This window comes from Saccharibacillus sp. CPCC 101409, assembly GCF_030518235.1.
Lineage (GTDB): Bacteria > Bacillota > Bacilli > Paenibacillales > Paenibacillaceae > Saccharibacillus.
Genome location: NZ_JAULSA010000006.1, coordinates 60895 through 86459 on the forward strand (window position 1 = coordinate 60895; position 25565 = coordinate 86459).

The following is a 25565-nucleotide window of genomic DNA, read 5'->3' on the forward strand; positions in this document are numbered from 1 at the left end:
CGTGAGCAAATCATTGAATTATGCGGCTTCGGAAGCCGCGCCCGTTTCGGAACGCGCAGAGGCGCGGGCGACGTGGAGAGACTTCGTTACGCTGGCCAAGCCCGGCATCCTGCGCTCGAATCTGTTCGTGACGCTGGCCGGCTTCTGGCTGGCTTCGCAGTGGAAGATCGACTTCGCGAACCTGATCGCGACGCTGGCCGGCACGATGCTGATCGTCGGTTCGTCGGGCGTGTTCAATAACTATCTCGACCGCGAGATGGACACCAAGATGGAACGCACGCGCAACCGCGCGCTGCCGACCGGCAGGATTGCGCCGGGAATCGTATTGACCTACGCCATTGTGCTCGGCGTGCTCGGACTCGCCATCCTGTTCGGATTCTGCGGCGTGCTGACGGGCGTCTGCGGCGCGATCGGCATGTTCGCTTACGTCGTGCTGTATACCATGTGGCTGAAACGCACCTCCACCTGGAGCACATCGCTCGGCGGAATCTCCGGCGCCATGCCGCCGGTTATCGGATACGTCGCCGTTACCAATACGATCGACATGGGCGCCGTGCTGCTGTTCCTGTGGATGTTCCTCTGGCAGCCGCCGCACTTCTGGGCGCTCGGCATTCGCCGGGTCGAAGAATACCGCGCCGCGGGCTTCCCGATCCTGCCGGTCGTCAAAGGCATTCGCCGCACCCAGTGGCAGATGCTGCCTTACATCGTCCTGCTGCTGCCGGTTCCGGTCCTGATGTACGCTTACGGCTATGTCGGCCTGATCTTTACGATCGCTTCGGTCGCCATTACGGTGCTGTGGCTGTACTTCGCCGTCAAAGGCCTGGCCAAAGGACAGGACCCCGACGCCTGGGGCAAGAAAGTATTCATGTATTCCATCTATTATATGATGGTCACGTTCCTGCTGATGATTATCGACACCGCGCATTGATTCGCGGATCGGCAGACCGGCCGTCCTTCGCATTCGGGGCAATCCCGGCGGAGGGCGGCTTTATTCATGTGCGCTTCGCGTCCGGACAACCTGCATGGCGGGCGATCTATTCGTACGGTTCCCGCCCCGGGGCGGGATGCGGGTCGGAAGCGAAAGCGCCGCGGCGCCTGGGCGCCTCCGGTTCCGGCCGCAGCATGCTGTCGGGATACAGGATGTATTCGTCCAGTCCCGCTTTCTCCAACTGCTGCACCGCGTATTCGTCGGGCGTGCCTTCGACGCCGGCGTAGCCTCTTCGCGTATACAGATGGTCGGCGTCGGGAAACAAATCCGACAGCAGAGCGCGAATCTTCCGGCCCGAAGAATCGTTGTCCAGAAACAAATAAACGTCGTCGCGGCGCGCTTCGAGATAAAGCGATTCCAGCTTGGCGGAATTCGGCGTGCCGAACGTGCACAGGATGCGGACTTCTTCGTCCAGCAGCCGGCGCAGCTTGCTGCGGTCGTTCTTGCCTTCTACGATGATGGTGATCGACATGGATGATTCGCCTCCTGCCGTGATGAGATTCTTGGGGTGGAGTGGGAATTTCGGCCGCGGCGGCCGGATTCGTCATGGAGCGCAGTCCGCTGCCTTTAGTTTACCGGGCGTATGCGGCGATTGCAAAAAGGCAAGCAGGAGTAAGCGAAAGCTGACAGGGAGCCTTTTTTTCCTGTATAATTGAAAGGCGCGCAGGGCCGCATGAAACGAGGGGGCGGCCGCGTGAATCGAAAGCTGCGGAAGCGGAGGGAATGGCCTGTTGAATACGGAAGTATGGCTCGAATTTGCCAGGCAGAACTGGCTGATTCTGCTGATCGCGCTGGTCGCGATCCTGTTGGTCGTAAACGTGGTGAAGACGATGATCAAATGGGCGATAGCCGTCGTAATCGTCGTCGCTTTGATTGTATACAGCGGCGTGTCGCTGGACAAGATTCAAAGTACGGTATCGGATGTCAAGAACGAAGCGGTAAGCAAGCTGCAGCAGGAAGCGCTCAAGATGCTGAAAGACGAAGCGGACCAGGCGAAGTTCAAACAAAACGCCGACAATTCGTTTACGGTGGAGACCGCCAGCTTGAAGCTGGTCGGGCAGCCGAACGCTTCCACGGTCGAAGTGACGTACCGCGGGGTCCCGCTGGGCGAATGGAAACGCAGCGAACAGGTGAACGCCTTGATCCGCGCCGCGAAAAGCCGCCGATGAACGCGAACGGTTCCTGCAGGGAATCGGCAGGCCCGCGTCGTCCAATATTCGGGGGGTGAGCCAAGTGCTGAGCACAGATATCGTGACGATCCTGCTGCTTGCCGTCCTGGCGCTGTCCGCGCTGCGCGGCGCTCTCATGGGTACGCGGCGCACGGCGGCGGGGCTCGGCACTATGTTCGGCCGGCTGCTGCTGCGTCTGCTGGGCGTTCTGGCCGCGCTGCTGCTGGCCGGCTGGACGTCTCCTTACGTCCAGGACTGGGCCGACCGTACGGTGCTCGCCATGCCGGCCGGAGAACTGCCGCGCTGGACAGAAGCGGGCTACACGCTGCTCGGCTTCGTGTCCGACTTTCCGCTGCTGCGGATCGCGCTGCTGTTTCTGCTGATCTATCCGGTCTGTCTGACGGCGCTGTCGCTGCTGGGCAGATGGCGCTCTTCCGCCGCGGAACCGGCCAAAAAGAAAAGCAAGCGCCGGCGTTCGAACGCCGCGTTGGACCGGCTCGGCGGTGCGGGTCTGGGGCTGGTCGCCGGAATCTGGCGCAGCCTGCTGCTGCTCGCGCTGCTGTTCGTATTCGTGTCGCTGCGCCCGGACAGCCCGGTCGGCCGTTACGCGGAAGCGTCGCCGGCCTATCGCTACACGGCGCAGAACGTATTCGCGCCGGCGGCGGGAGACTGGCTGCGCAGCCGTCTTCCGGTGCTGACCGAAGCGGCTTCAAGCGAGCTGGAGAATATCATCCGGCAGAAGTACGATGTGATCGACCGGGATATTCCCGCAGACATCGGGCAGGCGGCCAAGAAGGTTACGCAGGACGGCGGCACAGACATAGATAAAGCCAAGCTGCTGTACCGCTGGGTCGGAACGCGAATCCAATACGATTACGATAAAGTCAGCGATTATGAAAATAAAGGAATCTGGCACGAGCAGACGCCCCGCGACACTTACGATACGCGGCGCGGAGTCTGTATCGATTACGCCAGGCTTTACGCCGTTATGGCACGCTCCGCAGGCCTGCAGGTCCGCGTAGTGACCGGACTCGGCGCCGACGGAAAAGGCGGATACGGCTCGCATGCCTGGAACGAGGTGTATGCGCCGGAAGAAGACCGCTGGATTTCGCTCGACCCGACCTGGGCGGCCGGAGGCGACTGGTTCGACCGCGACGATTTTGCCGACACCCATATTAAGCAGAGCGTGCTGTAAGCCGGCCGCCTGCGGCGAAGGTTCATCAAGAGGAGGCGTCCATGAAAGTGCAGGATAAGGACCGGGAGAACGAGTCCCGGCGTCAGCGGAGTTTCGGTCTCAGACTTAATTTGTTTTTTTTCAGCGTTTTTGTGATTTTCTCCGTCATTATTGTACGCACGGCCATGCTCCAGTTCGTCGAAGGGCCGGAGCTGAAAGAACAGGCGGTCAATCAGGCCACGCGCGATATCCCGATGGCGCCGGTGCGCGGTACGATCTACTCGGCGGATAAAGTTCCGATCGCGTATTCGGAGCCGACGCAGACACTGTACGCGACTCCGCTCAAGACTTACGGCGACGACAGCGAGCTGGGGCTCAAGAACCGCCCCGAGCTGAAAAAGGCCGTCAATCAGCTGCTGGCGAAATTCCAGGAGCTCAACCCGGGCGGAGAACCGATTACACTGGAAGAAATGCTGAGCAAAGAGCGGCTGGATCTGAACAATAAAAGCCACTACGGCTATACGCCGCGCAAGATCAAAACCGATCTGAACGAAGCCGAGGTCGCTTATTTCAAAGAGCATAAGAACGAGTTCAAAGGCGTGTTGATGCTCGATGTGGTCGAAGAAACGACGCGTGCGTACGATCCGGATTCGGTGGCGGTGCAGACGGTGGGATATTTGTCCAAATTCAAGTCTGTACGGGAGAACCCGAATTTTGAATTTTATCAGAAAGTTTATAAACAGCAGACCGCTCAGTCCAAACCCAACCTTCAATATTTGGAGGATGAGATTGTCGGTTACTATGGTCTGGAGCAGGAGTATCAGGAAGAGCTGCGGGGAAAAAACGGGTATAAACGTATCGAAATTACGCCTCAAAGTATGGCAAAAGAAGGTGGGACGGAAGAGGTTGTAGCACCGCAGAAGGGCAATGACATTTGGATGAGTATCAATAAATATGTGCAGACGGAAACGGAAAAAGCGATTTCCGAAGAGATTCAGACTCTTCGTTCTACGCATCCTTATGTTTCTACCGGTTTTGCCGTAGCGATGGATGTTGAAAACGGCAATGTAGTCGCGATGGCGAGCATGCCTGATTTTGATGCGAACTACTACAGTACAGGAAGTATATCAGGCGAGCATTATGAAGAGATTAAAAATCTGTATGTCAACGGGACGATTCGCGCCAAAGCGCCGGACGACCTGCGCAATAAAGCGGAATCGGTTGTATACATGGGCTCGACAATCAAACCTTTAAGTGTACTGATTGGTTTAAAGGAAGGGTTATTCGGTCTTTATACACCGTACTACGATGATGGCATCACTTACTTAACCCCAACCGATAAAAGAGGGATTAAAAATGCCGGAGGGCACTTTTTGGGCAACATTACGCCAAGAACGGCTATTCAAGAATCATCGAATACCTTTATGATTGATATGGTAGGCAAACCGCTTCTGAACAAATATGGTTCCGGAGTTCTCGACATCTGGGACAAACATATGAAGGAATTCGGACTCGGGGTTCTTACTGAGGTGGATCTTCCCGGCGAACAGTCGGGTACAAGAGATTATACGAATAAAAAAGAAAGTTTACTCTCGCGGATGGCTTATGCTTCGTTCGGTCAGCAGGGTAAATATACAACGATGCAGCTTGCCCAGTATGTAACAATGCTGGCAAACCGGGGCGAACGCCTAAAACCGCATATTGTAAGCAAGATTACAGATTCTAACGGCAAGGTTGTCAAAGAGGCGAAACGCGAAGTAATCAATAAGGCCGAATACTCGGATGAGTACTGGGATCTTATTCAAAAAGGCATGAACACCAAGCTTGAAGGAACATTCGATGATTTCCCGTACGACTTTGCGCGTAAAACCGGTACCTCTACTCAGCGTGTACGCGAGACGGATATCGATAACGGTGTCTTCATCGCCTATGCTCCACGCGAGAACCCAAAGTTGGCAGTAGCCGTAGTCGTACCGGAGGGCGGATTCGGCTCGCAAAGCGCGGCGCCGATCGCCCGCAAGATCTTCGACGCCTACGATTACGAATACGGCCTGGACGGCGTGCCGAAGAAAACGCTGGAGCAAACCAACGAAGACGGCACTCCGGTAGACGGCGCTTCCGCCGACGGGACGAATGCCGCGGTCGAAGGACAGAACCCGTAACGATTGCATAATCTGCGTCCGTCTAAGCGGACAAATCAAAACAATAGCCGGATGCCGGCGCGGGAGGCGCTCTGCCTGGAGCGTCTCTTGCCGCGCAGCCGATGAAGGAGGATGAGATGAGGATTTGGACGAGGGAAGAGCAGGACGATCATCGCAAACGCAGAAGCTTCAATACGCGGATGAGCCTGTTCTTTTTCACGGTATTTGCCGTATTTGCCGTCATCATCTTGCGTACCGCTTCGCTCCAGTTTGTGGAAGCGCCCAAGCTTCAGGAAGAAGCGGAAGATCGCAAAACGCGCGATATTCCAATGGAACCCGTACGCGGAATCATTTATGCGAAGCAGGGAGAAAAGCTCGCTTATTCCGTGCCGACGCAGTCGCTGTATATCACATTGAAGCAGGATTTCAGCAAAGGGAAAGGGCTGGAAAATCGTCCCGCGCTAAAGACCGCTTTGAAAGAGGTATTGAAGAATTTCAGTGAATTCGGCGATCCGAACGTAGAGAATCCAACGCTGAAAGAACTTGTCGGCAAGACTATTCTGGACGTGGACAACAAAGTCAAATTCGGCTATTCGCCGCGTAAGGTTAAGACCGATCTCAGTGATAAAGAAGTGGCTTATTTTAAAGAAAACAAACAGAAATATGCCGACCTGATGACCTTCGAAGTCGTGGAAGAAACGGGCAGACGTTACGATACCGACACCGTGGCGCCGCAAACGATCGGTTATGTGAAGAAATTCAAGTCCGTTATCGACCCGGATACGGGCATCAAGGTCTATAAAGATATCAACGCAGGATTGAAAAAGCAGGAAAACCAGGGCTTGCAGTACAGCGAGGATGAGCTGGTCGGTTATTACGGACTCGAACAGCAGTACCAGGCCGAACTTCGCGGCGAGAACGGTTACCAGAAGTTTGGCGTCACCGCGCAGAATACCGTGCAGGGATTGGAAGAGATCGTGCCGCCGGTAAAGGGGAACGATATTTGGACGACGATCGACAAGAACGTGCAGATGAAAACGGAAGAAGCGATCGCCAATCAGCTGTCCCGACTGCCGGATGCTATCTCGGGCAGCGCCGTAGCGATGGAGATCGACACCGGCAACGTCGTCGCGATGGCCGAGATGCCGGATCTGGATCCCAATGTCTATCGGAGCGGATCGATCAGCGAAGCCGATTCGAAAGCGGTCGAATACGCCTATTTGAACGGAACGATCCGTCCCAAGCCGACCAGCGAAACGGGTAAAAATGCGGAATCGGTCGTTTATCTCGGCTCGACGCTCAAACCGCTCAGCGTACTGATCGGCCTGAAGGAAGGATTCTACAGTACGGGCACCGTCTATAACGATAAAGGATTTGCCACATACGGACGGGAAAATAAAGACCGGGTCCAGAATGCGGGCGGACATGTCATCGGAAATATTACACCGGCCCGTGCGATCGAAGAATCTTCAAACGCCTTTATGATCGATATGGTCGGCGAGCCGATGTACAACCGTTACGGAGCCGACTCGGTCAAAGTCTGGGACAAATACATGCACGAGTTCGGACTCGGCGTCAGAACGGGGGTGGACCTTCCGGGCGAATCTACGGGCGGAAACGATTATCTCAGCGGCGAAGCCGATAACAGCAGCGTACTGTCCCGGATGGTGTTTGCTTCTTTCGGTCAAAAAGGCAAATACACGACCATGCAGCTTGCACAGTATACGGCTATGCTGGCGAATCGCGGCGAACGCCTGAAACCTCATCTGGTCAGCAAAATCACCGATTCCAAAGGCGAAACGGTTAAAGAGTTTGGCCGTGAAGTAATGGATAAAGTGACGTATCCGGACGAGTACTGGAACGTGATTCAGCGGGGTATGAATACGCAGGTGGACGAAGCATTCAAGGACTTCCCTTACGACTTCGCCCGCAAGACCGGTACGTCGACGCAGGGGGTTAAGCCGAATTACTTTGATAACGGCGTATTTATCGCTTATGCGCCGCGCGAGAATCCGAAGCTGGCCGTCGCCGTAATGGTGCCGGAAGGCGGCTTCGGCTCCAAGAGCGCCGCTCCGATCGCCCGCGCGATCTTCGACGCGTACGATTACGAATACGGACTCGACGGCGTGCCGAAGAAGTCGCTGGAGAAAGTGGAAGAAGGCGCGGAGGGAGAAACAGGGCAGGGCGGGGAGTAAAGAATATCTGCAAGCTGCGTCCCTGTTACGGAAACTTAAAAAGACGGTTCCAAAGTTCACAAGAGCTTGGAACCGTCTTTTTATTAATCCGGGACGTAGAACAAAATTGAATAGATGGATACGAGTGGATTATACTAATGGAGTATAGGTAATCGAATTCGAAAGGACTGCTGATTGTGGAAATAAAGTTCGAATTTACTCCGGATGATCTTTTTCAAGTTCAGAAAGATTTCGTTCCTCGTTCCAGTGAGCATAAAAAAGTAAAATGGATGATTTACGCGTTCATCGCTTTAATCTTGGGTATACTCGTTCTAAGAAGCGGATTCGATGTTTCGGTTCTAATTGTTTTCTTGAGTTGGGTGATTGTTTTTCCGTTTATTTATAATTCTGTTGCTCTCTGGTCTATACGTCGGCATATACACAAAAACATGGATTCGAAGCTTAAGGGATCGACTACGCTTTTGATCGGCGAAGAGGGGATACAGCGGCAAACTCCACTTTATCGAGTATTTTTTAACTGGAGTCAGTTTATTTCAGGTCGAGAGATTCCAGGCTATTATCTTTTATACGTTTCCGCTAAAGAGGCTTTTATTATTCCCAAAAGAGGGGTTGAAGATAAAGACGACATGCAGAGGCTGAGCGATTATTTCGATCGTCATCTGAAGTTCGACTGGAATCGCCAGACCTCTAATACTAAATAAATTTCCGTAATATTCGGAATTTAAGCAGCGAAAAAGCGCATCCTTGGTGATAAGGACGCGCTTTTCGCTGCTTTTTAATCTTTGTCGATTAAATGCGTATTAGGTTAAGCGTCCGCTTCTCCGTCGTCGCCGAACGGCAGCAGTCCCGATAGAAAAGCGATGATTGCCGCCGCCCCTGCGTAAATGGCGCCTCCTACAGTAATATAAGGAGCTACCAAGAAAACAAGTGCAAGGCCGGCTACAGTGGCTCCCAATGCAATGGCCAGATCCGGATTCAACGAATCGTAATTCGGATTATCTTCGTCCGGCAGCTTCTTGAATGTATAGATGACATAAATTTCAAGCGTCGCCTTAGTCCCGTCCGTAAGCGGAACCGCGGTTTTGGAGACTTTGATTTTTACGGTCAACTTATCGCCCATTGGAGTCACGGCAAGCGCCAGGCTGCCGTTTTCGACGGTAAGCGATACGTTATTCAGAAAGTTTTTGAAGTCTTTCACCTGATCGACGGAAAGTTTAATCTTGGTATCGCCCAGCATCGTTTCGGCCGAAACGCCAGGTTTGCCGTTTGTGATATTGATCTTGTGCATCTCGTTGCCTTCTGCGGTATAAGTAGTTCTCGTTTCCAGATCGACATCCACAATCGCAGATTCGTAAATTCTTTGCTTGGTGTTCAGAATCAGATTTCCCGTATACAACGATCTAATATCCTTGAGCAGAGGGAAGGAAGAAACCATCTCTACCCAGGCGGCATACAGGGCGTCTTTATCCGGATCGGAAGCTTGGACCAGCGCGGAAACGCCGGGGTCGCGTCCCGAATAAGCATCTTTGTCGATGCCGATAAGCCCGTCCCCTGTTCCAATCGAGGTTTCGAAAAATTGGTCGAACGCCCAGTTGTCCGGCATTGGGAAACCCAGGTTGCCGCTAAAGCCTGTCGACATATCCGAAACGAAGCTGAACTCGGTTTGCGCTTTGTAGTCCGCCGCCGTACGAATACAAGTATTGCGGGCGCCATAAATGCTGATCTTGTAGGAAGGCAGCGTTTTGGAGTTGTCCAGAGTATCGAATGCTTCCCGGATTTCCCGGAAATAAGGAATCAGCTTCTCTGTGACTTCGTAATCGTAAGCATCGTAATCGACGGCGAAATAAATCGATGTCCCGCTCGGAAAGCCCAATTGTCTTGCTGCCCGATGCGCCTTATAGCCGTCGATCGTTCCCTGGCCCGGCACAAAGTAAGAGGAGCGGTAGCCTCCGTCCTGATAGATCGGGAAAACGCGCAGTCCCGCGTTGAAGATAATCTTCAACTCATCGGGGGTCATCGCTTTGGAGCGAACCCCGCCCTTACCGTCGGACACGTTGCCTGTCAGATAGCGGCCAATGACTTCGTATCCGTTTGCGACCAGCGTTTTGGCGCGGGCCTCCGTCAGGATCGTCGAAGCATCGCAGGCTTTGGCGCTGCGGCTGGTATCCCCGTTGCTGGTCAGCAGCTGTTTGATGGTCGTCAAGTCCGCAATTCCCGTAACGGGAAGCATCATAAAGGATTGGAAGTACGAGACTTTGCTTTTGACCCGGGCACCGTACACGCCGTTGAACTCGCCCGTATCGTATTCGGAACCGTTGCACGAGAGCGCGTATTGCAGAATCTGTACCAGCTTGCGCGGCGCGTTGTTCTCGCTCAGCGTAGGACAGCGAGCGATGGTACTCGGGCCGAAGCTGCCGTTGGCGGTGCCGACCGGGAGGCCTTCTTCCGCTTGCAGCGCGTAGATCAAAGCCTTGTTGGTGTCGCGGGAGTAAACGCCGTCCGTCGGCATCAGGCCGAAGTACTTGTTATAGTCCTGGTTGAGATTCTGCTGAGCCTGACGGATTTCCGCCCGCCCTTTGAACGACAGCTTATAAGAGTTCATGTTCATTAAAGCTTTCATCAAGGCCGCAGTTACCACGCCGTCCTGAACCGTGAGACCGATATCGCTTTGCAGTTCTTTGACTGCTTTTTCCGTCCCGTCGAAAAAATTACCGGTCAATCCGCCCGGATTGTAGCCTTTGCAGAACAGCGCGCCCTGCAAAATAAAATACTGATTGTTTTTGGCGGCGCCGGCGTCTTGTTTGCGGAGCGGCTTGAACAGGCTTTCCGTTTTGGGTCCGAAACTATCGGAAGTTTCCGTGCCGGAAATGCCCAGTTCAAGTTGAAGCGCACGTGTTAGGGAGTAGATTGTGTTCCAGCCGGTAAGACCGTCCTCGTCCACATGTTTATACCCCACGCTTGTTTTATACGTACTGTTCAGCCATTTCTGTGTTTGCAGTACTCTTGCGTCCATATTGTGAATCTCCTCTCGAATGATATTTGATTTCCGACTTTGCAGTAAGCGAATAAGTTTTATCCGTCCTTGCTCATCACGCTGTGTTGATTCCGTAGCTAAGTGGATGAGCTTTGAAATCAACGGTGGCAAATCGAATATTGGTGCCATAAGAATGGAGATTGCCTGAAGCATTTTTCCAGCCCGAAGCTCGGATGCCTACACCGGAAACGTTCGTAGGAAGAGTGCTGGACTTCGTGAATCCGTATCCGCCTGTAAATTCGATCCGATAAGTTGAAGGCAGCGTTTCAGCAAGGTTTCCGTCGTCCGTATAGATTTTAAGCGGACTGCGCAGGCTGTAATGAGATCCCCATTTTCCGTCGGCAGTACAGGAGTTCCAGATGCTGCAATTAAAGTTATCCAGCCGATAAATTTGCTCCCATATGAAATCGAATCCGGTATAAATCGAAATAGTTGCTGTTTTTTGCGCTGTATTCACGCCGTTTATAGCGGTGACTTTGACCCACCCCGCATGAGCGCGATCCCAAGTATAAAAGTTGCCGGGAGAAGAATTATCTTGTAAAAAAAGCTGGCCGTCATAAATAGGTGCTTGTACAGAAGTGCCGGTATCGTGAATAAAAGCATCTTTCGTTTCGGCATTTGTCGAATTGTAAACCCAAACCCACATGGTAAAGACCTCCTGATTGGAAATATTAAAAGCCGGTGGCGCCGTCCCAAGCTTTGACTTCCTATGTCGAGTAATTATTTGATTTGTGGCATCTGTTTAAAAATAAAGGGAACAAACGTTCTTTTTTTGGTTGTGGAAACAGACTTAAAAACTCCTTCTATAGTAGAGAGGGTAATTTGGAAATTAGTAAAAATTATTCCTCTACTAAACCCGGGAAATCGGGGATCAAAAGGGGAACAGGAATAATGATTGGAATAAATGAGGAATTAATAGACGCTCTGGCCGCCGAATTTTCAAAAAAAGAGGATCCATTCATTTTTGAAGACTTATTTTTAGAAGTTTATCCTTTTATTAAAAAGAAAGCCGAATCGGCCCGGATCAGAGCGCAGCGTTTTGGTATATCGATACCTGCCGAAGATTTTGAATCTCGGTTTGCGGAAGGTTTATACGAGGCGACAAAGACATTTCGGCGAGAGCTGGGGAGTTTTATGCCCCGGCTGCAGAACTTTCTGCGATTTAGGGAATCCGATGTTTGGAGACAGTATGCGAATAAAGGAGGTAAAAACGACAAAAATGAACGTCGATACGACAAAGCGCGTTTGGATTCGCTTGATCGTTTAGTCGCTCTGCCGGAAGAATCGAATCGAACGCTTGGAGAAGCCGTTCTTCCTACCGCGACTTCAGCGGAAAACGAATTTATGGAACGCATGGAAATTCGAAGATTGCTGGACGGATTCAGCGACATCAATGCAAAGTATGCGCGCGTAATTAAGATGCTTAACGAAGGAGCCGCCAATCAAGAGATCGCGGCGGCTTTTGGCGAAGAGGAATACAATGCCAGAATGCGCAAGCTGGTGCAGCGTGCCAAGAATTCTTTTCGAGTTTTTTGGAATCGAGAATATGAGAAATAAAATAGCTTACAATAAAAATGTTTATTATATGGGAAATTGGTTATTTTATATATTGTGTTAAAATAACAAAGAAAGAAGGTTTTTGTTATGAAGAAAATGATCTCGGGTATATTGGCTGCGTCCGTAATTTTGGGAGCGTCAAGTCTGGCGTCTGCTCAAGAAACTGCAAAGCCTGCTTCTTTGCCTTCCAGTCCGCTTATTGATTCTTCCGGGGGTTCTATTTCGATTCAAGCCGATCAACAAAGGGCTACGGTAAGTAAAGCTACTTATCAGACTGGATGGCCTAAATATAGTAGCTCAGTAAATGGTAGAAATAGAACTGGAAGTTTTACTTTATCGTATGAAGATGGTGGTAGCGTAGCGAGTGTGCATTTGTTAGAATATAATGGTTCTAGTTGGAATGAAGTGGATAATATTTATATTAATGTGACATTAGGATATGTTTCAAAAACAAAATATTATTACATGAAGAATGGGTATGACTATAAATTAAAATTAGAAGTAATCGATGGTGATGGAGGATCAGCAGCTATTACTAATTATTGATATTGTCTATTGTTTAATGAAATATTCATTACAACATGCGTCTCTGATAAGATTCAATTTAAAAAATAGAAAACAAGCTGTATCTCTAGTGTGCAAAATTATCCAGAGTCGCATTATAGAAGAGCAGAAGAACTTTTTTGTTTTGAAAATTTTATCAAAATAAAAAGGAAAGAGGTTTTTGTTATGAAGAAAATGATCTCGGGTATATTGGCTGCGTCCGTAATTTTGGGAGCGTCAAGTCTGGCATCTGCCCAAGAAACTGCAAAGCCTGCTTCTTTGCCTTCCAGTCCGCTTATTGATTCTTCCGGAGGTTCTATTTCGATTCAAGCCGATCAACAGCAATCTACTGTAAGCAAGCAAACTTACGAGCCTTACGGTCCTAAATACAGCGGGGAAGTAAACGGAAGGAATCGAACAGGTCATTTCTATTTGACTTATGAGACGGGCGGCAGTTTGGTAGAAGCATATCTGTTGGAGTACAATGGGTCTTCATGGAAACAGGTAGATTACATTTACGTTAGCGTAACGGATTCCAGCGCGAATGCTTCGGGCTCATACTATATGAAAAACGGATACTCTTACAAAGTGAAATTGACTGCTCCTGGAAATGATGCGGCTGTAGCCAGAATTCAAAATTATTAAATAAACTAAAAAGTTAAAGAGAACTTTACAATGTTTTTTATGAAGCTGTCCGCAGAACCGGCAGCTTCTTTTTTTACTCCAAAACTTGCCCTAAGGAAACTTTTTTAGTATAAAGAAATAAAGAGTCATGAAAGAAAGAAAATTACCCTATGGAAAGATTGACAAAGGAGGCTGCGATGAAAGCGAAAGCGGCGAGAAAGAAACACGGTTTGAACGCGCTGTTGATCCTGCTGACCGCCCTGCTGCTTGCCGGCTGCTCCGGAATCGGCAGCGCCAAAGGCGTGAGCGAGAACGGCAAACTTCTGGTGACGGCGACGACCGGCATGGTGGCGGATGCGGCGGCGGAAATCGGCGGCGAGTACGTGGAAGTTACGACATTGATGGGCCCCGGCGTCGATCCGCATCTGTTCAAAGCGTCGCAGGGCGATATCCGCAAGCTGGACCGGGCGAAGATTATTTTCTACGGCGGACTTCATCTGGAAGGCAACATGAGCCGGATTCTGGAGAAGATGCAGCAGAGCAAGACGGTCGTGGCGGTTACGAAAAATATGCCGGAGGATCGGCTGCTCAGCGGAGAAGAGGAAGGAACGGAATACGATCCGCACGTCTGGTTCGACGTCGAGCTCTGGATGAGCGCGGCGCGGACGGTGCAGGATACGCTGATCGCCGAAGATCCGGCGAACGCGGAAGCGTATCGGGAGCAGGGCGCGCGCTATCTGAGCGAACTTGAGGAACTGGACGCTTACGTTCGCGGACGGATGCAGGAGATTCCGGAAGAAGGACGCGTGCTCGTGACGGCGCACGACGCCTTCGGCTACTTCGGCCGGGCTTACGGCGTGGAAGTGGTCGGGCTGCAGGGCATCAGCACGGCGGCGGAATTCGGAGCGCGGGACGTGAGCACGCTGCGCGATTATCTGGTGGAGCGCGGCATCAAAGCCGTGTTCGTCGAATCGAGCCTGCCGGCCCGGTCGATGGAAGCGATCGTGGCGGGCGCGGCGCAAAAAGGCCACACGGTGCGCATCGGCGGTGAACTGTTCTCGGACGCGATGGGCGAGCCGGGCACAGCGGAAGGCACGTATATCGGCATGGTGCGGCATAACGCGGATACGATTGCGGCAGCTTTGAAATAGAAGAACCATACGCGGAGGAGGAGAAGATATGAGCGAGGAAACGAATAAGCTTAAGCATCGGACGGCGGCAAAAGAGGCGGCGGCAGCGCCGCTGGCGGTCTCCAATATAACGGTCGCTTACCAGCGCAAAGCCGTGGTGGAAGATGTAAGTTTTGCACTGCCGGAAGGCAAGCTGGTCGCGCTGATCGGACCGAACGGGGCGGGCAAGTCGACGCTGCTCAAAGCGATTCTGGGCCTGATCCCATCGATTTCGGGGCAGGTCGCCATCTACGGCGATACGTACAAAAAGATGCGCAGCCGCGTCGGTTACGTTCCGCAGCGCGAATCGGTCGACTGGGACTTCCCGACCGACGCGCTCGATGTGGTCATGATGGGCCGTTACGGCCATCTGGGCTGGATCAAGCGCCCGGGGCGGCGCGAGAAGGAACTGGCTATGGCGACCCTGGAGAAAGTCGGCATGGCGGACTTCGCCCGCAGACAGATCAGCCAGCTGTCGGGCGGCCAGCAGCAGCGGGTATTTCTCGCCCGGGCGCTGGCGCAGGAAGCGGATCTGTACTTCATGGACGAGCCGTTCGCGGGCGTGGACGCCGCAACGGAGAAAGCCATTATCGCGCTGCTCGGCGAGCTGCGCAGAGAAGGCAAAACGGTGCTGGTCGTGCACCACGACCTGTCGACGGTCGAAGAGTATTTCGACCATGTGCTGCTGCTGAACAAACGGCTGGTTGCGGCCGGTCCGGTCGCGGAGACTTTTACACCGGACAAGCTGCACGAAACCTACGGCGGGAAGCTGGCGATCGTCGGCCAGGACGGCCGGGAAGCGCTGGTGGTCAAATGAGCGAAGGAATGGGCGAATTGAACGGGAGCAACGGACGGAAAAGGAGGAATCCGCTATGCTGGAATGGCTGATCTCGCTGTGGAGCGATCCGAATACGCGCTGGATTCTGCTCGGCTGCACGCTGCTGGGGCTGGGCAGCGGCGTAATCGGGAGCTTTACGTTCCTGCGCCGGGAAAGTCTGCTCGGCGACACGTTGGCGCACGCCGCGCTGCCGGGCGTATGTATTGCTTTTATGCTGACCGAGGTCAAATCGGCAGGATTGTTCCTGGCCGGTGCGCTGCTGGCCGGCGTGGCCGCTGTGCTGTGCGTCAGCGCGATCTCGCGCCATACGCGGATCAAGCCCGATGCGGCGATGGGCATCGTGCTGACTTTCTTCTTCGGCGTCGGCACGGTGATGCTGACGCATATCCAGCACAGCGGAAGCGGCAGCCAGAGCGGGCTGGATAAATATCTGTTCGGCCAGGCGGCGGCCATGGTCACGGGCGACGTGTACGTGCTGATGGGCGTTTCGCTGCTGCTGATCGTCCTGGCGCTGCTGCTGTTCAAAGAATTCAAGCTGATCAGCTTCGATCCGGGCTTCGCGCGCGGCATCGGGCTGCCGGTCGGGCTGCTGGAGCACGTCCTGCTGATCCTGACGACGGTCGCGGTGGCGGCCGGCATCCAGGCGGTCGGCGTCGTGCTCGTCGCCGCGCTGCTGATTACGCCGGCGGCCGCGGCGCGCTACTGGACCGACCGCCTGCCGGTCATGCTGGCGGCGGCCGGCGTGTTCGGCGCTCTCAGCGGCACGGCGGGCGCGGCGATCAGCACGCTCGGCGAAGGTATCCCGACCGGTCCGGTGACCGTGCTGGCCGCGACGCTGCTGTTTGCGGTATCGCTGCTGCTGGCGCCCGGCCGGGGTCTTGCCGCCAGAGCGCTGCGGCACCGCGGCATGAGAGCCGCTTACGCGCGAACTGTAGACGGCGGCGCGCCGCCAACCGGCGCCGCCGAAGGGAGGGAGTCGTAAATGATGGATTTCTGGATTATCCTGACGGCGGTGCTGGTCGCGGGCGCCTGCTCGATTCTCGGCTGCTTCCTGATTCTGCGCCGGATGGCGCTGGTCGGAGACGCGATCAGCCACGCCGTGCTGCCGGGCATCGCGATCGCGTTCCTGATGAGCGGCACCCGCGATTCCATGTGGATGCTGCTCGGCGCGACGGCGTTCGGACTGCTGACCGTGTTCCTGATCCAAACGCTGCAAACGGCCGGCCTGCAGTCCGACGCGTCGATCGGCATCGTGTTCACGGCGCTGTTCGCGGTCGGCGTGCTGCTGATCAGCCTGAACGCGCAGCATATCGACCTCGATCTGGACTGCGTGCTGTTCGGCGAGATCGCTTATGTGCCGTGGGATACGTGGACGCTGGGCGGAACCGATATGGGGCCGCGGGCGGTCTGGATGCTCGGCATCACGGTGACGGTGATCCTGCTGCTGCTCGGGCTGTTTTACAAACAGTTCAAGCTCTGCGCGTTCGACCCTGCGATGGCCGCGGCCTGCGGCATTCCGGTGCTGCTGTTCCATTACCTGCTGATGGGCATGGTGTCGATGACGGCCGTGTCTTCGTTCGAGAGCGTCGGCGCGATCCTGGTCGTGGGCATGCTGATTATCCCGGCGGCGACGGCGTATCTGCTGACCGACCGCCTGGGCGTCATGATCGGGCTGAGCGTGGCGGTCGGCGTTGTATCGGCTGTGGCGGGCTACCTCGCGTCGTACCTGCTGGACGCTTCGATCGCGGGCTGTATCGTATCGGTCGCCGGTATTCTGTTTATCCTGTCGCTGCTGCTGTCGCCCAAGCACGGATTGATCGCGAAAGCTTCGCGCAGAAGATCGGCAGCCGGCGTTTTGTAAAAAAGAAAAACATGCCGAGCGCCTCCGATCTGCCGCCGCGTCCCCGGATTATTCCGCGGGACGCGGTGGATTTTTACGGAAACGTCGTGGTACTCTTAGAGGGAGAAAAAGCCGGCGAACACACCTGCAAAAAAACCGCCGGATCGAAGAGGGGGAATGGCGCATGGCACTGAGGATCGGAATCGTGGGCACGGGATGGTTTGCGGGCAAGCACGCGGAGATTCTGGCGGGAACGGAAGACGTCGAGATCGCGGGCATCGTCGGCAGTTCGAAGAACAAAGGGGACGTGTTCGGCATCCGCTACGACGCGCCGGGTTATGAAAGCGTCGCCGAAATGGCGGAAGCCGGGCCTCTCGACGCCGTGTATATCTGCGTGCCGCCGATGGCGCACGGGGAGATCGAGCGCGAGCTGATCGAACGCGGCATTCCTTTTCTGGTGGAGAAACCGCTGGGCGCCGATGCCGAGCTGCCTCAGGACCTGCTGGGCTTCCTGCGGCTCAAAGCGCCCGATCTGGTCACGTCCGTCGGCTATCATTTCCGTTATCAGGACAATGTCCGGAAATTGAAAGAAGCGCTGCATCCCGGCCGGATCGGCATGGCGACGGGACTGTGGATGGGCGATATGCCGCAGGCCGGGTGGTGGCGCAGACAGGAAAGCTCCGGCGGGCAGTTTATCGAGCAGACGACGCATATCGTGGACCTGCTGAGATACTGCGCGGGCGAGGTGGAGGAAGTGCAGGCCGTTTACGCCAGCCGTTTTCCGGACGAGGAATGGGAAAACACGAATGTGCACGATATCGGCACCGTCACGCTGAAGCTGAAATCGGGCGCGGTGGCGAATATCTCGAACACCTGCGTGCTGCCGCCGGGAGCGGGCAAGGTCGGTTTGTCCTTTTATGCGCGCGAAGGGTTGTGGGAGTGGACGCCGGGCCATCTGACGAGCATTCTGGCCGAAGGCGAACGCCGCACGGTCGAGGAAACGGGCAATCCGTACGAACGCGAAACGGAAGCGTTCCTGCATGCGGTGCGCACCGGCGACAAATCGGGCATCCGTTCGGATTACGCCGACGCCTGCAAAACGCAGGAAGTGACCTTCGCCGCGCTCCAGTCCGCTTTGACCGGCCGAAGCATCAAGCTCTGATCCGTTACCTGGCGGTGCGGTCGAATGTCGGCACAGGCGCCGCCGCCTTCCGCAACCCGTTAAGAATGCCAGGCCCCCGAACCGGCGAACGAGCCGCTCGGGGGCTTTTTGCATGGATTCGGCGGAGGCGCGCAGGGCTTTGGAGACGGGCGGCCAAGTGTGATAGAATGGCGAGAGCGACCACGTTTCGAAAGGGGCAAATCGAATGACGCAATACGATTACAAACTGCTTGCGCTGGATATGGACGGCACGCTGCTGAACGACGACCACCAGGTGTCGGAAAAAACGGCGAAGTGGATTCGCCGCGCCGTGCGCGAAGGATTCCATGTGTGCCTGTCGACCGGACGGGCCGCGATGCACGCGCTGCCGTATGCGGTCGAGCTGGGACTGGAAACGCCGATGGTGACGGTAAACGGAAGCGAAGTGTGGAAAGCGCCGCACGAGCTGCATTACCGGGCGCTGATGGAACCGGACCTGATCAAGCGGATGCACGCGCTCGCCGAAGAATTCGGGGTCTGGTTCTGGGCGTATACGACGGAACGGCTGTACAACCGGGACCACTGGGCCGAAAGCATCGACGATAAAGAATGGCTCAAATTCGGCTACAATACGCCCGACCGGGACGCGCTGCACCGGATTTTGCTCCGTCTCCAGGACATGGGCGGCCTGCAAATCACCAATTCCTCGACGGACAATCTGGAGATCAACCCGGCAGGCATCTCCAAAGCGAGCGGCATCGCGCAGGTATGCGAGCTGCTGGGCATTACGATGGAGCAGGTGATTGCGGTCGGCGACAGCCTGAACGATATCGCCGCGATCCAGGCAGCGGGCCTGGGCGTCGCGATGGGCAACGCCCAGGCGCCGGTCAAAGAACTCGCGGACATCACGGTGGCGGGCAACAACGACGACGGCATCGTCGAAGTGATCCGCGAATATATGCTGACCGGGAAAGAATTCGGGGACGAGGAAGATCCGGCGGAGGGCACAAAGACAAAAGCGTCCGCCGGCGCGCGGCCCGAAGACGATCCGTCGGCATAAAGCGTTCGCGATGAAAGATAAAGTTAAACGAAAAGCGGGGGTGGGCCTGACGTGGTAGCACTGGACATACTCGGCTGGGTGCTGGTGGTCGCGCTGTTTATCGTCGGCATGGCGGGATTGATTTTCCCGATTCTGCCGGGCGCGGTCGCGATTTACTTTGCATTTTTCGTATACGGCTGGTTTTTCTCGTTCCATGAATTGACGGTCTGGTTCTGGATTATTCAGACCGTGATCTTCGTCGCGCTGATCGTGGCCGATTACGTGGTGAGCGCCTGGGGGACGAAGAAATTCGGCGGTTCCAAATTGTCGGTGCAGCTCAGCACGGTCGGTCTGATTCTCGGTCCGTTCGTCATTCCGGCGTTCGGCCTGATTCTGGGACCGTTTATCGGCGCGGTGATCGGCGAGCTGATTCACGGATCGGACTTCAAACAGTCGCTCAAAGCGGGCTGGGGCGCGCTGGTGGGACTGCTCAGCAGCACGCTCGTCAAAGCGATTCTGCAGATCGTCATGATTGTCGTTTTCATCATCTGGATCGTATAGGTAAGCCGGCAGCGGCTTGTTTACGGGGGAAAGAAGGGAATTGGGTTTGTCTAAAAAAGAATCGTTTGTCAAAGGGACCCTCATTCTGGCGGCGGCCGCGCTTGTCGCCAGAGTACTGGGTCTCGTTCAGCGCGTTCCGCTGGAGCACATGCTCGGCAGCGTCGGCAACGCGTCGTTTACCGTCGCCAACACGCTGTATCTGATGCTGCTTACGGTGGCGACGGCGGGGATTCCGAGTACGCTGAGCAAAATGATCTCGGAGCGCTACGCGCTGGACCGGCCGGAGGAGGCCGGCCGTATCTATTATGCGGCGCTGCTGTTCTCCGGCATGATGGGCGTCGTGATCACGGTGCTGCTCTACGTATTCGCGCCGTGGTACGCATCCGTCGTCAAACTGCCGGAAGCCGTTCCGGCTATTCGCGCTTTGGCGCCGGCGCTTATTCTGTTCCCGACGATCGCGATGATGCGTGGCTACTTCCAGGGCCGCAACATGATGGCGGTCGGCGGTGTATCGCAGATCGTCGAACAGATCGCCCGCGTGTTCACAGCGATTCTGCTCGCTTACATTCTGCTGAAATTGGGCCGCCCGGGCGAAACGATCGCCGCGGGCGCGTCGTTCGGCGGCGTGCTCGGCAGTTTGGGCGCGTTCGGGATTATGCTGTTCGCTTCGGCCAAGCTGTCGAAGAACGAGCGGAAGAAAGGCCGGACGCTGATCAACCGTCAGGACCAGACGATTCCGCTGAGCCGGATTTACGCGGATATCTTCAAACTGTCGATTCCGATCGTGCTTTCTTCGCTGGCCGTGCCGGCAATCAACTTTATCGATACCACGATCGTCAAGCCGCTGCTGATCGGTCAGATCGGCGATGTGCTGGCGACGGCGCAGCTCGGGATTCTGGGCAGCCGCGCGCAGAGCGTGGCCGGCATTCCGCCGATTCTGGCAATCGCGCTCAGCACATCGCTGATTCCGATTATCTCGGCGGCGTTCGCGCGCAAAGATGTGCAGCATATGCAGCAGCAGATTACGATGGCGCTGCGCACCGCCGTTCTGACCGGTATGCCGATGGTAATCGCGCTCGGCTGCGCCGCTTATTCCGTCAACGGACTGCTGTTCAGTACGCGCGACGGCTCGGGCATTATCGCCGTGCTGACGCTCGGGACGATCTTCCAGATTACGATGATGATCACAAACTCGATGCTGCTCGGCATGAATCTGGCCCGCCGCTCGATGGTGCACGTGGGCATCGGTCTGGCCGTCAAGCTTCTGGGCAGTCTGGCGCTGGCGCCGTTTCTCGGTATTTACGGCATTATCGGCATGACCGGCGTTTGTTTCCTGGTCATTACGATGCTGAACCTGCGCGTGCTGCGCGGCATTGTGTCGTTTTCGGTGCTGGGCAAGCGCTGGCCGGCGTTTGCCGTTACCTGCCTGCTTATCGCCGCGGCAAGCTTCGGGCTGAGCGAATGGGGTATCTGGCTGACCGCCTTCATGAACGCCCGCATCGCATTCTTTATCGCCTGCTGCGCGGTCGGCGCTGCCGTGCCGGCGATCTACCTGGTGCTGCTGGTGCTGCTGCGGGTCATCCGCCGCGACGAGCTGGGCGCGTATCCGCGTCCGCTCCAGCGGGTGCTGCGTCCGCTGATGCGGTTGCAGCGCGGCTGATTTGGGATTAGAATGAAGGTCCGGAAAAGCGGCGTTGTGCCGTTTTTCCGCAGCCCTTACTTTTTCGGATAAAGGTTTGCCTATATTTCATCAAAGGGAGAGAATCGAGATGGAACAAATTCGTACAAAAGCCGATTTCGACCGGGAAATTTCCGGTCCCGGCCTGACGGTAGCCGTGTTCCGCGCGGACTGGTGCGGAGACTGCCACTTTATCGACCCGTTTATGCCGGAAGTCGAAGAACAGCGCAAAGACCAGCTGAAGCTGATCCAGATCGACGTCGAAGAAGTCGAAGAGGTCAGCCAATCGCTGAATATTCTCGGCATCCCGAGCTTTGTCGCGTTCTCGAACGGGCAGGAACTGGTGCGCTTTGTGAACAAAGCGCGCAAATCGCGCGCGGAGATCGAAAGCTTCCTCGATCGCGCGGCCGAAGTGCACGGCCAGCTGGCGCATAACGGCTAACAGCAGCGGACCGCCGCCGGCCTTCGGGTTCGGCGGCTTTACTGCGTTTTGCGGCGGGCGGAATTCGGGATACCCGCATATCAGTGAAGTAAGTCATACCGAAAGGCCGAATCGGTGTGCAAACGCACAATCATTTTGAACATTTATTGTCACAAACGCGATTCTTGGCATCCCCGGATTTCCGGTATAATAGAAGGAACAGTGTATTTCGCGGACCGCCGCCGGGCGCGGCGGAGAGGAATACCGACTACTATTCTCGAATCGGCGGGTGAGAATTTTGCAATATAAAGTATTGAAATGGTTGAGTTACGCATCCTGCTTGATTATGCTGCTGGTATCGTTTAACGGCGTCGTGGTGACGCGCACGGGCTCCGGCCTGGAATGCGGGCGCGAATTCCCGCTCTGTCACGGCAAGTTCGTGCCGGGCACGACGATCGGGTCGCTGATCGAGTACACGCACCGCCTGACTGCGGGAGTCGCGGGACTGCTGGCGCTGGCGACGCTGATCGCGTTCCTGGTCTGGTCGCGCAAGCGCCGCGATTTCCAGATTTACGCGGGCGTGATGTTCCTGTTCGTCGTGGTTCAGGCGATCATGGGCGCGTTGGCCGTCGTCTTCTCGCAGGTGCCGGCGATCATGGCGCTGCACTTCGGCTTTGCGCTGATCGCATTCGCCAGCGCGCTGGTACTGGCGCTGTCGGTCAGAAGGGCGGGCAGCCTGGAGCGCTACGAAGCGCCTCCGGCGGAACATCGGATAAGCAAGCGCACGCGCAATCTGACCGTTTTCTCGGCGGCGTTTACGTATGCGGTCGTGTATACCGGCGCGCTGGTCAGCCACACCGAACTGGCCAAAGCAGCGGTCGTGCTGCATATCGCTTCGGCGCTGCTGCTCGTACTGGTGCTGATGGTCGGCCATATGGCGGTCCGCGGCTACGGGCATATCCCGGATATTCGCAAGCTCGGCATCATCGTCGTCGCGCTGATTATCGCGCTGCCGCTCAGCGGCGTGGTCAATCTGGTTTCGCTCGGCAGCGAATATTATATGTTCGCTCCGATGCTGCATACGCTGATTACGGATTTCCTGTTCGCGTTCCTGTGCTTCATGAGCATCCGTACCTGGGAATTAAGCCGGATTCCGGCCGGGGAAGCGGCTGCTTCGCGGCGGGTGAAGGAAGCTGTTCGCGTTTGAATCGGGCTTTGTCCGCCGGTTCAAGTTGTAACGGCTTGTCCGTACAAAGAAGCGGATAAACTACGGCGGGAGCTCTTGCGGGCTCCCTTTTTTCGTTCCGGTTTCCTCCGAACGGCTGTCGTCCGCGGCAGACGGACATTTCGCACAAACCGTTTTCGGCAAACGATAGCGAAAAAGCTTATGAAAATTTTCATCGGGAACCTTTACAAAACGTGTCAAAGTGAATATACTGAGTTAAGGATTTCGGCTCGGGCCGAAGACTACGTAATTACGACTTTAAAGCTTGCCAATTATATAACCTTGATTTTTTTCTTATCGAGAGAGGCGGAGGGATAGGCCCGATGAAGCCCGGCAACCGATCCTGTATGCGAACGAAGTGAGTTCGCAGCGGGGTGTCATGGTGCTAATTCCTACAGAACCGATAGGGGTTCTGGTAGATGAGAAGGTGACTGTACGCAGAAGATGCGAGCCCTTTTTGTTCTATCGAAAGGGCTTTTTGTTTTATCCGAACGACGGGCGTTGAATCGAAGCGGCCGAGTATAGCGGGAGGAGCAGCCGAGTGATTACGATCAAAAATCTGGTCAAAACGTACGGAACGGGCGCCAAAGCGACAGCGGCGCTCAAAGGGATTAACCTGGAAGTCGCCCAAGGAGAAATCTTCGGCATTATCGGCCACTCGGGGGCCGGCAAGAGCACGCTGATCCGATGTATCAACATGCTGGAGGAGCCGACGAGCGGCAGCGTCACGATCGGGGAGACCGACATGACGAGACTCGGTACGAGTCAGCTGCAGCGCGAGCGGCGCCGGATCGGCATGATCTTCCAGCATTTCAACCTGCTGTCGTCGGCGACCGTCTACGACAATATCGCTTTTCCGCTGAGGCTGGTGCGCACGCCCCGCGCCGCGGTGGACCGTAAAGTCAAAGAGATGCTCGAACTGGTCGGCCTGACCGAGCACGCCAAGAAATTCCCGGCGCAGCTGTCCGGCGGGCAGAAGCAGCGGGTGGGCATCGCCCGGGCGCTTGCGACCGATCCCCGCGTGCTGCTGTGCGACGAGGCGACCTCGGCGCTCGATCCGCAGACGACGGATTCCATCCTGCGCCTGCTGCTCGACATCAACCGCAAGCTGGGGCTGACGATCGTGCTGATTACGCACGAGATGCACGTTATCCAGAGCATCTGCGACAAAGTAGCCGTTATCCACGGCGGCGTGATCTTGGAAGAAGGTCCGGTGATCGACGTGTTCCTCAAGCCGCGCGAAGCGGTAACGAGAGACTTTATCCGGCGCGAATCGGACAGCGCGGACGTGCTGGAAGAAGCGATTCATGCTCCGCATCCCGAATCGGCGAGAACGGTCAAAGTCACGTTTATCGGCGACCTGACCTACCAGTCGATCCTGTCGCAAACGGTCAAGGAAACGAATGTCGACTTCGCCATTTTGCAGGGAACGATCTCGCGGATCAAGGAAACGCCGTACGGACAGCTGATCGTGCGGTTCGAAGGGACTCCGGAAGCGATTGAGCGTACCCTGCAAAGACTCGCGGAACAAAAGCTCGAAGTGGAGGAAGTGCGATGATCAACAATCTCGATTTTTCCCAGGTCAACTGGGAGGAGTTCGGCAAAGCGACGGTCGAGACGCTTCAGATGCTCGCCTACTCCAGTCTTTTTACGCTAATTCTCGGTCTTCCGATAGGAATTATACTCTTTCTGACGTCGCGTTCTTCTTCCGTGGGACTTCGGCTGTTCTACAGCATCCTGTCGATCGTCGTCAATATCCTACGCTCCGTGCCGTTTATCATCCTGATTATCGCGCTGATTCCGGTAACGAAGGAAATCGTGCATACGTCGATCGGGGTGCGCGGAATGATTCCGCCGCTCGTCATCGGTGCCGCGCCGTTCTATGCCAGACTGGTCGAGACTTCGCTGCGCGAGGTTGACCGGGGCGTTATCGAAGCGGCGCAGGCGATGGGAGCGTCGACCTGGCAGGTGGTGTACAAAGTCATCCTGCGCGAGTCGAGACCGGGCCTGATCGCGGGCTTTACCGTCACGGTAATCGCGCTGATCTCTTACACCGCCATGTCCGGCCTTGTCGGCGGCGGCGGTCTGGGCTTCTTGGCTGTCAACTACGGCTATTACCGGTACGAAACGGCGGTCATGCTGGTTTCCATCGTGATCATCATCCTGCTGGTCCAGCTGATTCAGATGATCGGCGATCGTCTGGTGATTCATTTTACCCGGAAATAAAA

Annotated in this window: 23 protein-coding genes, 1 pseudogene and 1 riboswitch; of the genes and pseudogenes, 21 read left to right on the forward strand and 3 right to left on the reverse strand. The window is 55.5% G+C overall.

The genetic code is table 11. From position 1 onward, the window contains the following. The first annotated feature begins 1 nt into the window (after nucleotide 1). Entirely contained in the window at nucleotides 2-928 is a 927-nt protein-coding gene (gene cyoE / locus QWJ34_RS14615; protein WP_302728891.1) for a heme o synthase, read from the forward strand. Between the two features lie 202 nt (nucleotides 929-1130). Here cyoE and QWJ34_RS14620 read toward each other — a convergent pair. After that, nucleotides 1131-1460: pseudogene (locus QWJ34_RS14620) on the reverse strand (toprim domain-containing protein); the annotation flags it as partial. Nucleotides 1461-1719: 259 nt separating this feature from the next. On the opposite strand from QWJ34_RS14620, the gene QWJ34_RS14625 reads away from it, so the two are divergent. The 5 genes from QWJ34_RS14625 (at nucleotide 1720) to QWJ34_RS14645 (ending at nucleotide 8368) form a co-directional block, all read left to right on the forward strand. Further along, nucleotides 1720-2157: an ATPase gene (locus tag QWJ34_RS14625; protein WP_302728893.1), complete on the forward strand. Its 438-nt coding sequence runs from the start codon at nucleotides 1720-1722 to the stop codon at nucleotides 2155-2157. A 64-nt stretch (nucleotides 2158-2221) separates the two neighbouring features. After that, the gene (locus QWJ34_RS14630; protein ID WP_302728895.1) at nucleotides 2222-3352 is read left to right on the forward strand and encodes a transglutaminase domain-containing protein; all 1131 of its coding nucleotides are present in this window, start codon (nucleotides 2222-2224) and stop codon (nucleotides 3350-3352) included. A 41-nt stretch (nucleotides 3353-3393) separates the two neighbouring features. Then, the gene (locus QWJ34_RS14635; protein WP_302728897.1) at nucleotides 3394-5493 is read left to right on the forward strand and encodes a peptidoglycan D,D-transpeptidase FtsI family protein; all 2100 of its coding nucleotides are present in this window, start codon (nucleotides 3394-3396) and stop codon (nucleotides 5491-5493) included. Nucleotides 5494-5609: 116 nt separating this feature from the next. Next, nucleotides 5610-7667, forward strand: coding sequence for a peptidoglycan D,D-transpeptidase FtsI family protein (locus QWJ34_RS14640; RefSeq protein ID WP_302728898.1), 2058 nt, complete (start codon nucleotides 5610-5612; stop codon nucleotides 7665-7667). Nucleotides 7668-7843: 176 nt separating this feature from the next. Then, entirely contained in the window at nucleotides 7844-8368 is a 525-nt protein-coding gene (locus tag QWJ34_RS14645) for a YcxB family protein (RefSeq protein ID WP_302728899.1), read from the forward strand. A 104-nt stretch (nucleotides 8369-8472) separates the two neighbouring features. Here QWJ34_RS14645 and QWJ34_RS14650 read toward each other — a convergent pair whose 3' ends face one another. Then, nucleotides 8473-10680: a glycoside hydrolase domain-containing protein gene (locus QWJ34_RS14650; protein ID WP_302728901.1), complete on the reverse strand. Its 2208-nt coding sequence runs from the start codon at nucleotides 10678-10680 to the stop codon at nucleotides 8473-8475. 76 nt (nucleotides 10681-10756) lie between these two features. Beyond that, the gene (locus QWJ34_RS14655; RefSeq protein ID WP_302728903.1) at nucleotides 10757-11347 is read right to left on the reverse strand and encodes a hypothetical protein; all 591 of its coding nucleotides are present in this window, start codon (nucleotides 11345-11347) and stop codon (nucleotides 10757-10759) included. A gap of 176 nt (nucleotides 11348-11523) precedes the next feature. Between QWJ34_RS14655 and QWJ34_RS14660 the strand changes: the two genes are divergently transcribed. The 15 genes from QWJ34_RS14660 (at nucleotide 11524) to QWJ34_RS14730 (ending at nucleotide 25563) form a co-directional block, all read left to right on the forward strand. Further along, nucleotides 11524-12258: a hypothetical protein gene (locus QWJ34_RS14660; protein ID WP_302728905.1), complete on the forward strand. Its 735-nt coding sequence runs from the start codon at nucleotides 11524-11526 to the stop codon at nucleotides 12256-12258. Nucleotides 12259-12345: 87 nt separating this feature from the next. After that, the gene (locus QWJ34_RS14665; RefSeq protein WP_302728906.1) at nucleotides 12346-12804 is read left to right on the forward strand and encodes a hypothetical protein; all 459 of its coding nucleotides are present in this window, start codon (nucleotides 12346-12348) and stop codon (nucleotides 12802-12804) included. 183 nt (nucleotides 12805-12987) lie between these two features. Next, nucleotides 12988-13446 (forward strand): hypothetical protein, encoded by a 459-nt coding sequence (locus QWJ34_RS14670; RefSeq protein WP_302728907.1) that lies wholly within the window; start codon nucleotides 12988-12990, stop codon nucleotides 13444-13446. A 176-nt stretch (nucleotides 13447-13622) separates the two neighbouring features. Continuing rightward, nucleotides 13623-14576: a metal ABC transporter solute-binding protein, Zn/Mn family gene (locus tag QWJ34_RS14675; protein ID WP_302728908.1), complete on the forward strand. Its 954-nt coding sequence runs from the start codon at nucleotides 13623-13625 to the stop codon at nucleotides 14574-14576. Between the two features lie 28 nt (nucleotides 14577-14604). Next, a complete protein-coding gene (locus QWJ34_RS14680) occupies nucleotides 14605-15411 on the forward strand; it encodes a metal ABC transporter ATP-binding protein (RefSeq protein ID WP_302728909.1) in 807 nt (268 codons plus the stop codon). A 55-nt stretch (nucleotides 15412-15466) separates the two neighbouring features. After that, nucleotides 15467-16414 (forward strand): metal ABC transporter permease, encoded by a 948-nt coding sequence (locus QWJ34_RS14685; RefSeq protein WP_302728910.1) that lies wholly within the window; start codon nucleotides 15467-15469, stop codon nucleotides 16412-16414. Next, a complete protein-coding gene (locus QWJ34_RS14690) occupies nucleotides 16415-17293 on the forward strand; it encodes a metal ABC transporter permease (protein WP_302728911.1) in 879 nt (292 codons plus the stop codon). Nucleotides 17294-17456: 163 nt separating this feature from the next. Further along, the gene (locus tag QWJ34_RS14695; protein ID WP_302728912.1) at nucleotides 17457-18434 is read left to right on the forward strand and encodes a Gfo/Idh/MocA family protein; all 978 of its coding nucleotides are present in this window, start codon (nucleotides 17457-17459) and stop codon (nucleotides 18432-18434) included. A gap of 205 nt (nucleotides 18435-18639) precedes the next feature. Next, a complete protein-coding gene (locus QWJ34_RS14700; protein ID WP_302728913.1) occupies nucleotides 18640-19473 on the forward strand; it encodes a Cof-type HAD-IIB family hydrolase in 834 nt (277 codons plus the stop codon). Nucleotides 19474-19533: 60 nt separating this feature from the next. Continuing rightward, entirely contained in the window at nucleotides 19534-20013 is a 480-nt protein-coding gene (locus QWJ34_RS14705; RefSeq protein ID WP_302729272.1) for a DUF456 domain-containing protein, read from the forward strand. Between the two features lie 46 nt (nucleotides 20014-20059). Further along, nucleotides 20060-21673 (forward strand): putative polysaccharide biosynthesis protein, encoded by a 1614-nt coding sequence (locus QWJ34_RS14710; RefSeq protein WP_302728914.1) that lies wholly within the window; start codon nucleotides 20060-20062, stop codon nucleotides 21671-21673. Nucleotides 21674-21782: 109 nt separating this feature from the next. Further along, nucleotides 21783-22133 (forward strand): thioredoxin family protein, encoded by a 351-nt coding sequence (locus QWJ34_RS14715; protein WP_302728915.1) that lies wholly within the window; start codon nucleotides 21783-21785, stop codon nucleotides 22131-22133. A gap of 277 nt (nucleotides 22134-22410) precedes the next feature. Next, complete coding sequence (locus tag QWJ34_RS14720) at nucleotides 22411-23319, forward strand: COX15/CtaA family protein (protein WP_302728916.1); 909 nt, start codon at nucleotides 22411-22413, stop codon at nucleotides 23317-23319. Nucleotides 23320-23628: 309 nt separating this feature from the next. Further along, nucleotides 23629-23763, forward strand: a riboswitch (SAM riboswitch). Between the two features lie 115 nt (nucleotides 23764-23878). After that, nucleotides 23879-24895 carry a methionine ABC transporter ATP-binding protein gene (locus QWJ34_RS14725; protein WP_302728917.1) on the forward strand — a complete coding sequence of 339 codons (1017 nt, stop codon included), beginning with the start codon at nucleotides 23879-23881 and terminating at the stop codon, nucleotides 24893-24895. Then, nucleotides 24895-25563, forward strand: a complete 669-nt coding sequence (locus QWJ34_RS14730; RefSeq protein WP_302729273.1) for a methionine ABC transporter permease — start codon at nucleotides 24895-24897, stop codon at nucleotides 25561-25563. Before QWJ34_RS14725 ends, QWJ34_RS14730 begins: the two co-directional genes overlap by 1 nt. Nucleotides 25564-25565 lie beyond the last annotated feature (2 nt).

Excerpts from the sequence above, each read along its gene's own strand:
- QWJ34_RS14635 (WP_302728897.1), top strand. The coding sequence starts at position 3,394 with ATGAAAGTGCAGGATAAGGACCGGGAGAACGAGTCCCGGCGTCAGCGG.
- QWJ34_RS14640 (WP_302728898.1), top strand. The coding sequence starts at position 5,610 with ATGAGGATTTGGACGAGGGAAGAGCAGGACGATCATCGCAAACGCAGA.
- QWJ34_RS14650 (WP_302728901.1), bottom strand. The coding sequence starts at position 10,680 with ATGGACGCAAGAGTACTGCAAACACAGAAATGGCTGAACAGTACGTAT.
- QWJ34_RS14655 (WP_302728903.1), bottom strand. The coding sequence starts at position 11,347 with ATGTGGGTTTGGGTTTACAATTCGACAAATGCCGAAACGAAAGATGCT.
- QWJ34_RS14665 (WP_302728906.1), top strand. The coding sequence starts at position 12,346 with ATGAAGAAAATGATCTCGGGTATATTGGCTGCGTCCGTAATTTTGGGA.
- QWJ34_RS14670 (WP_302728907.1), top strand. The coding sequence starts at position 12,988 with ATGAAGAAAATGATCTCGGGTATATTGGCTGCGTCCGTAATTTTGGGA.
- QWJ34_RS14675 (WP_302728908.1), top strand. The coding sequence starts at position 13,623 with ATGAAAGCGAAAGCGGCGAGAAAGAAACACGGTTTGAACGCGCTGTTG.
- QWJ34_RS14680 (WP_302728909.1), top strand. The coding sequence starts at position 14,605 with ATGAGCGAGGAAACGAATAAGCTTAAGCATCGGACGGCGGCAAAAGAG.
- QWJ34_RS14685 (WP_302728910.1), top strand. The coding sequence starts at position 15,467 with ATGCTGGAATGGCTGATCTCGCTGTGGAGCGATCCGAATACGCGCTGG.
- QWJ34_RS14690 (WP_302728911.1), top strand. The coding sequence starts at position 16,415 with ATGATGGATTTCTGGATTATCCTGACGGCGGTGCTGGTCGCGGGCGCC.
- QWJ34_RS14695 (WP_302728912.1), top strand. The coding sequence starts at position 17,457 with ATGGCACTGAGGATCGGAATCGTGGGCACGGGATGGTTTGCGGGCAAG.
- QWJ34_RS14700 (WP_302728913.1), top strand. The coding sequence starts at position 18,640 with ATGACGCAATACGATTACAAACTGCTTGCGCTGGATATGGACGGCACG.
- QWJ34_RS14715 (WP_302728915.1), top strand. The coding sequence starts at position 21,783 with ATGGAACAAATTCGTACAAAAGCCGATTTCGACCGGGAAATTTCCGGT.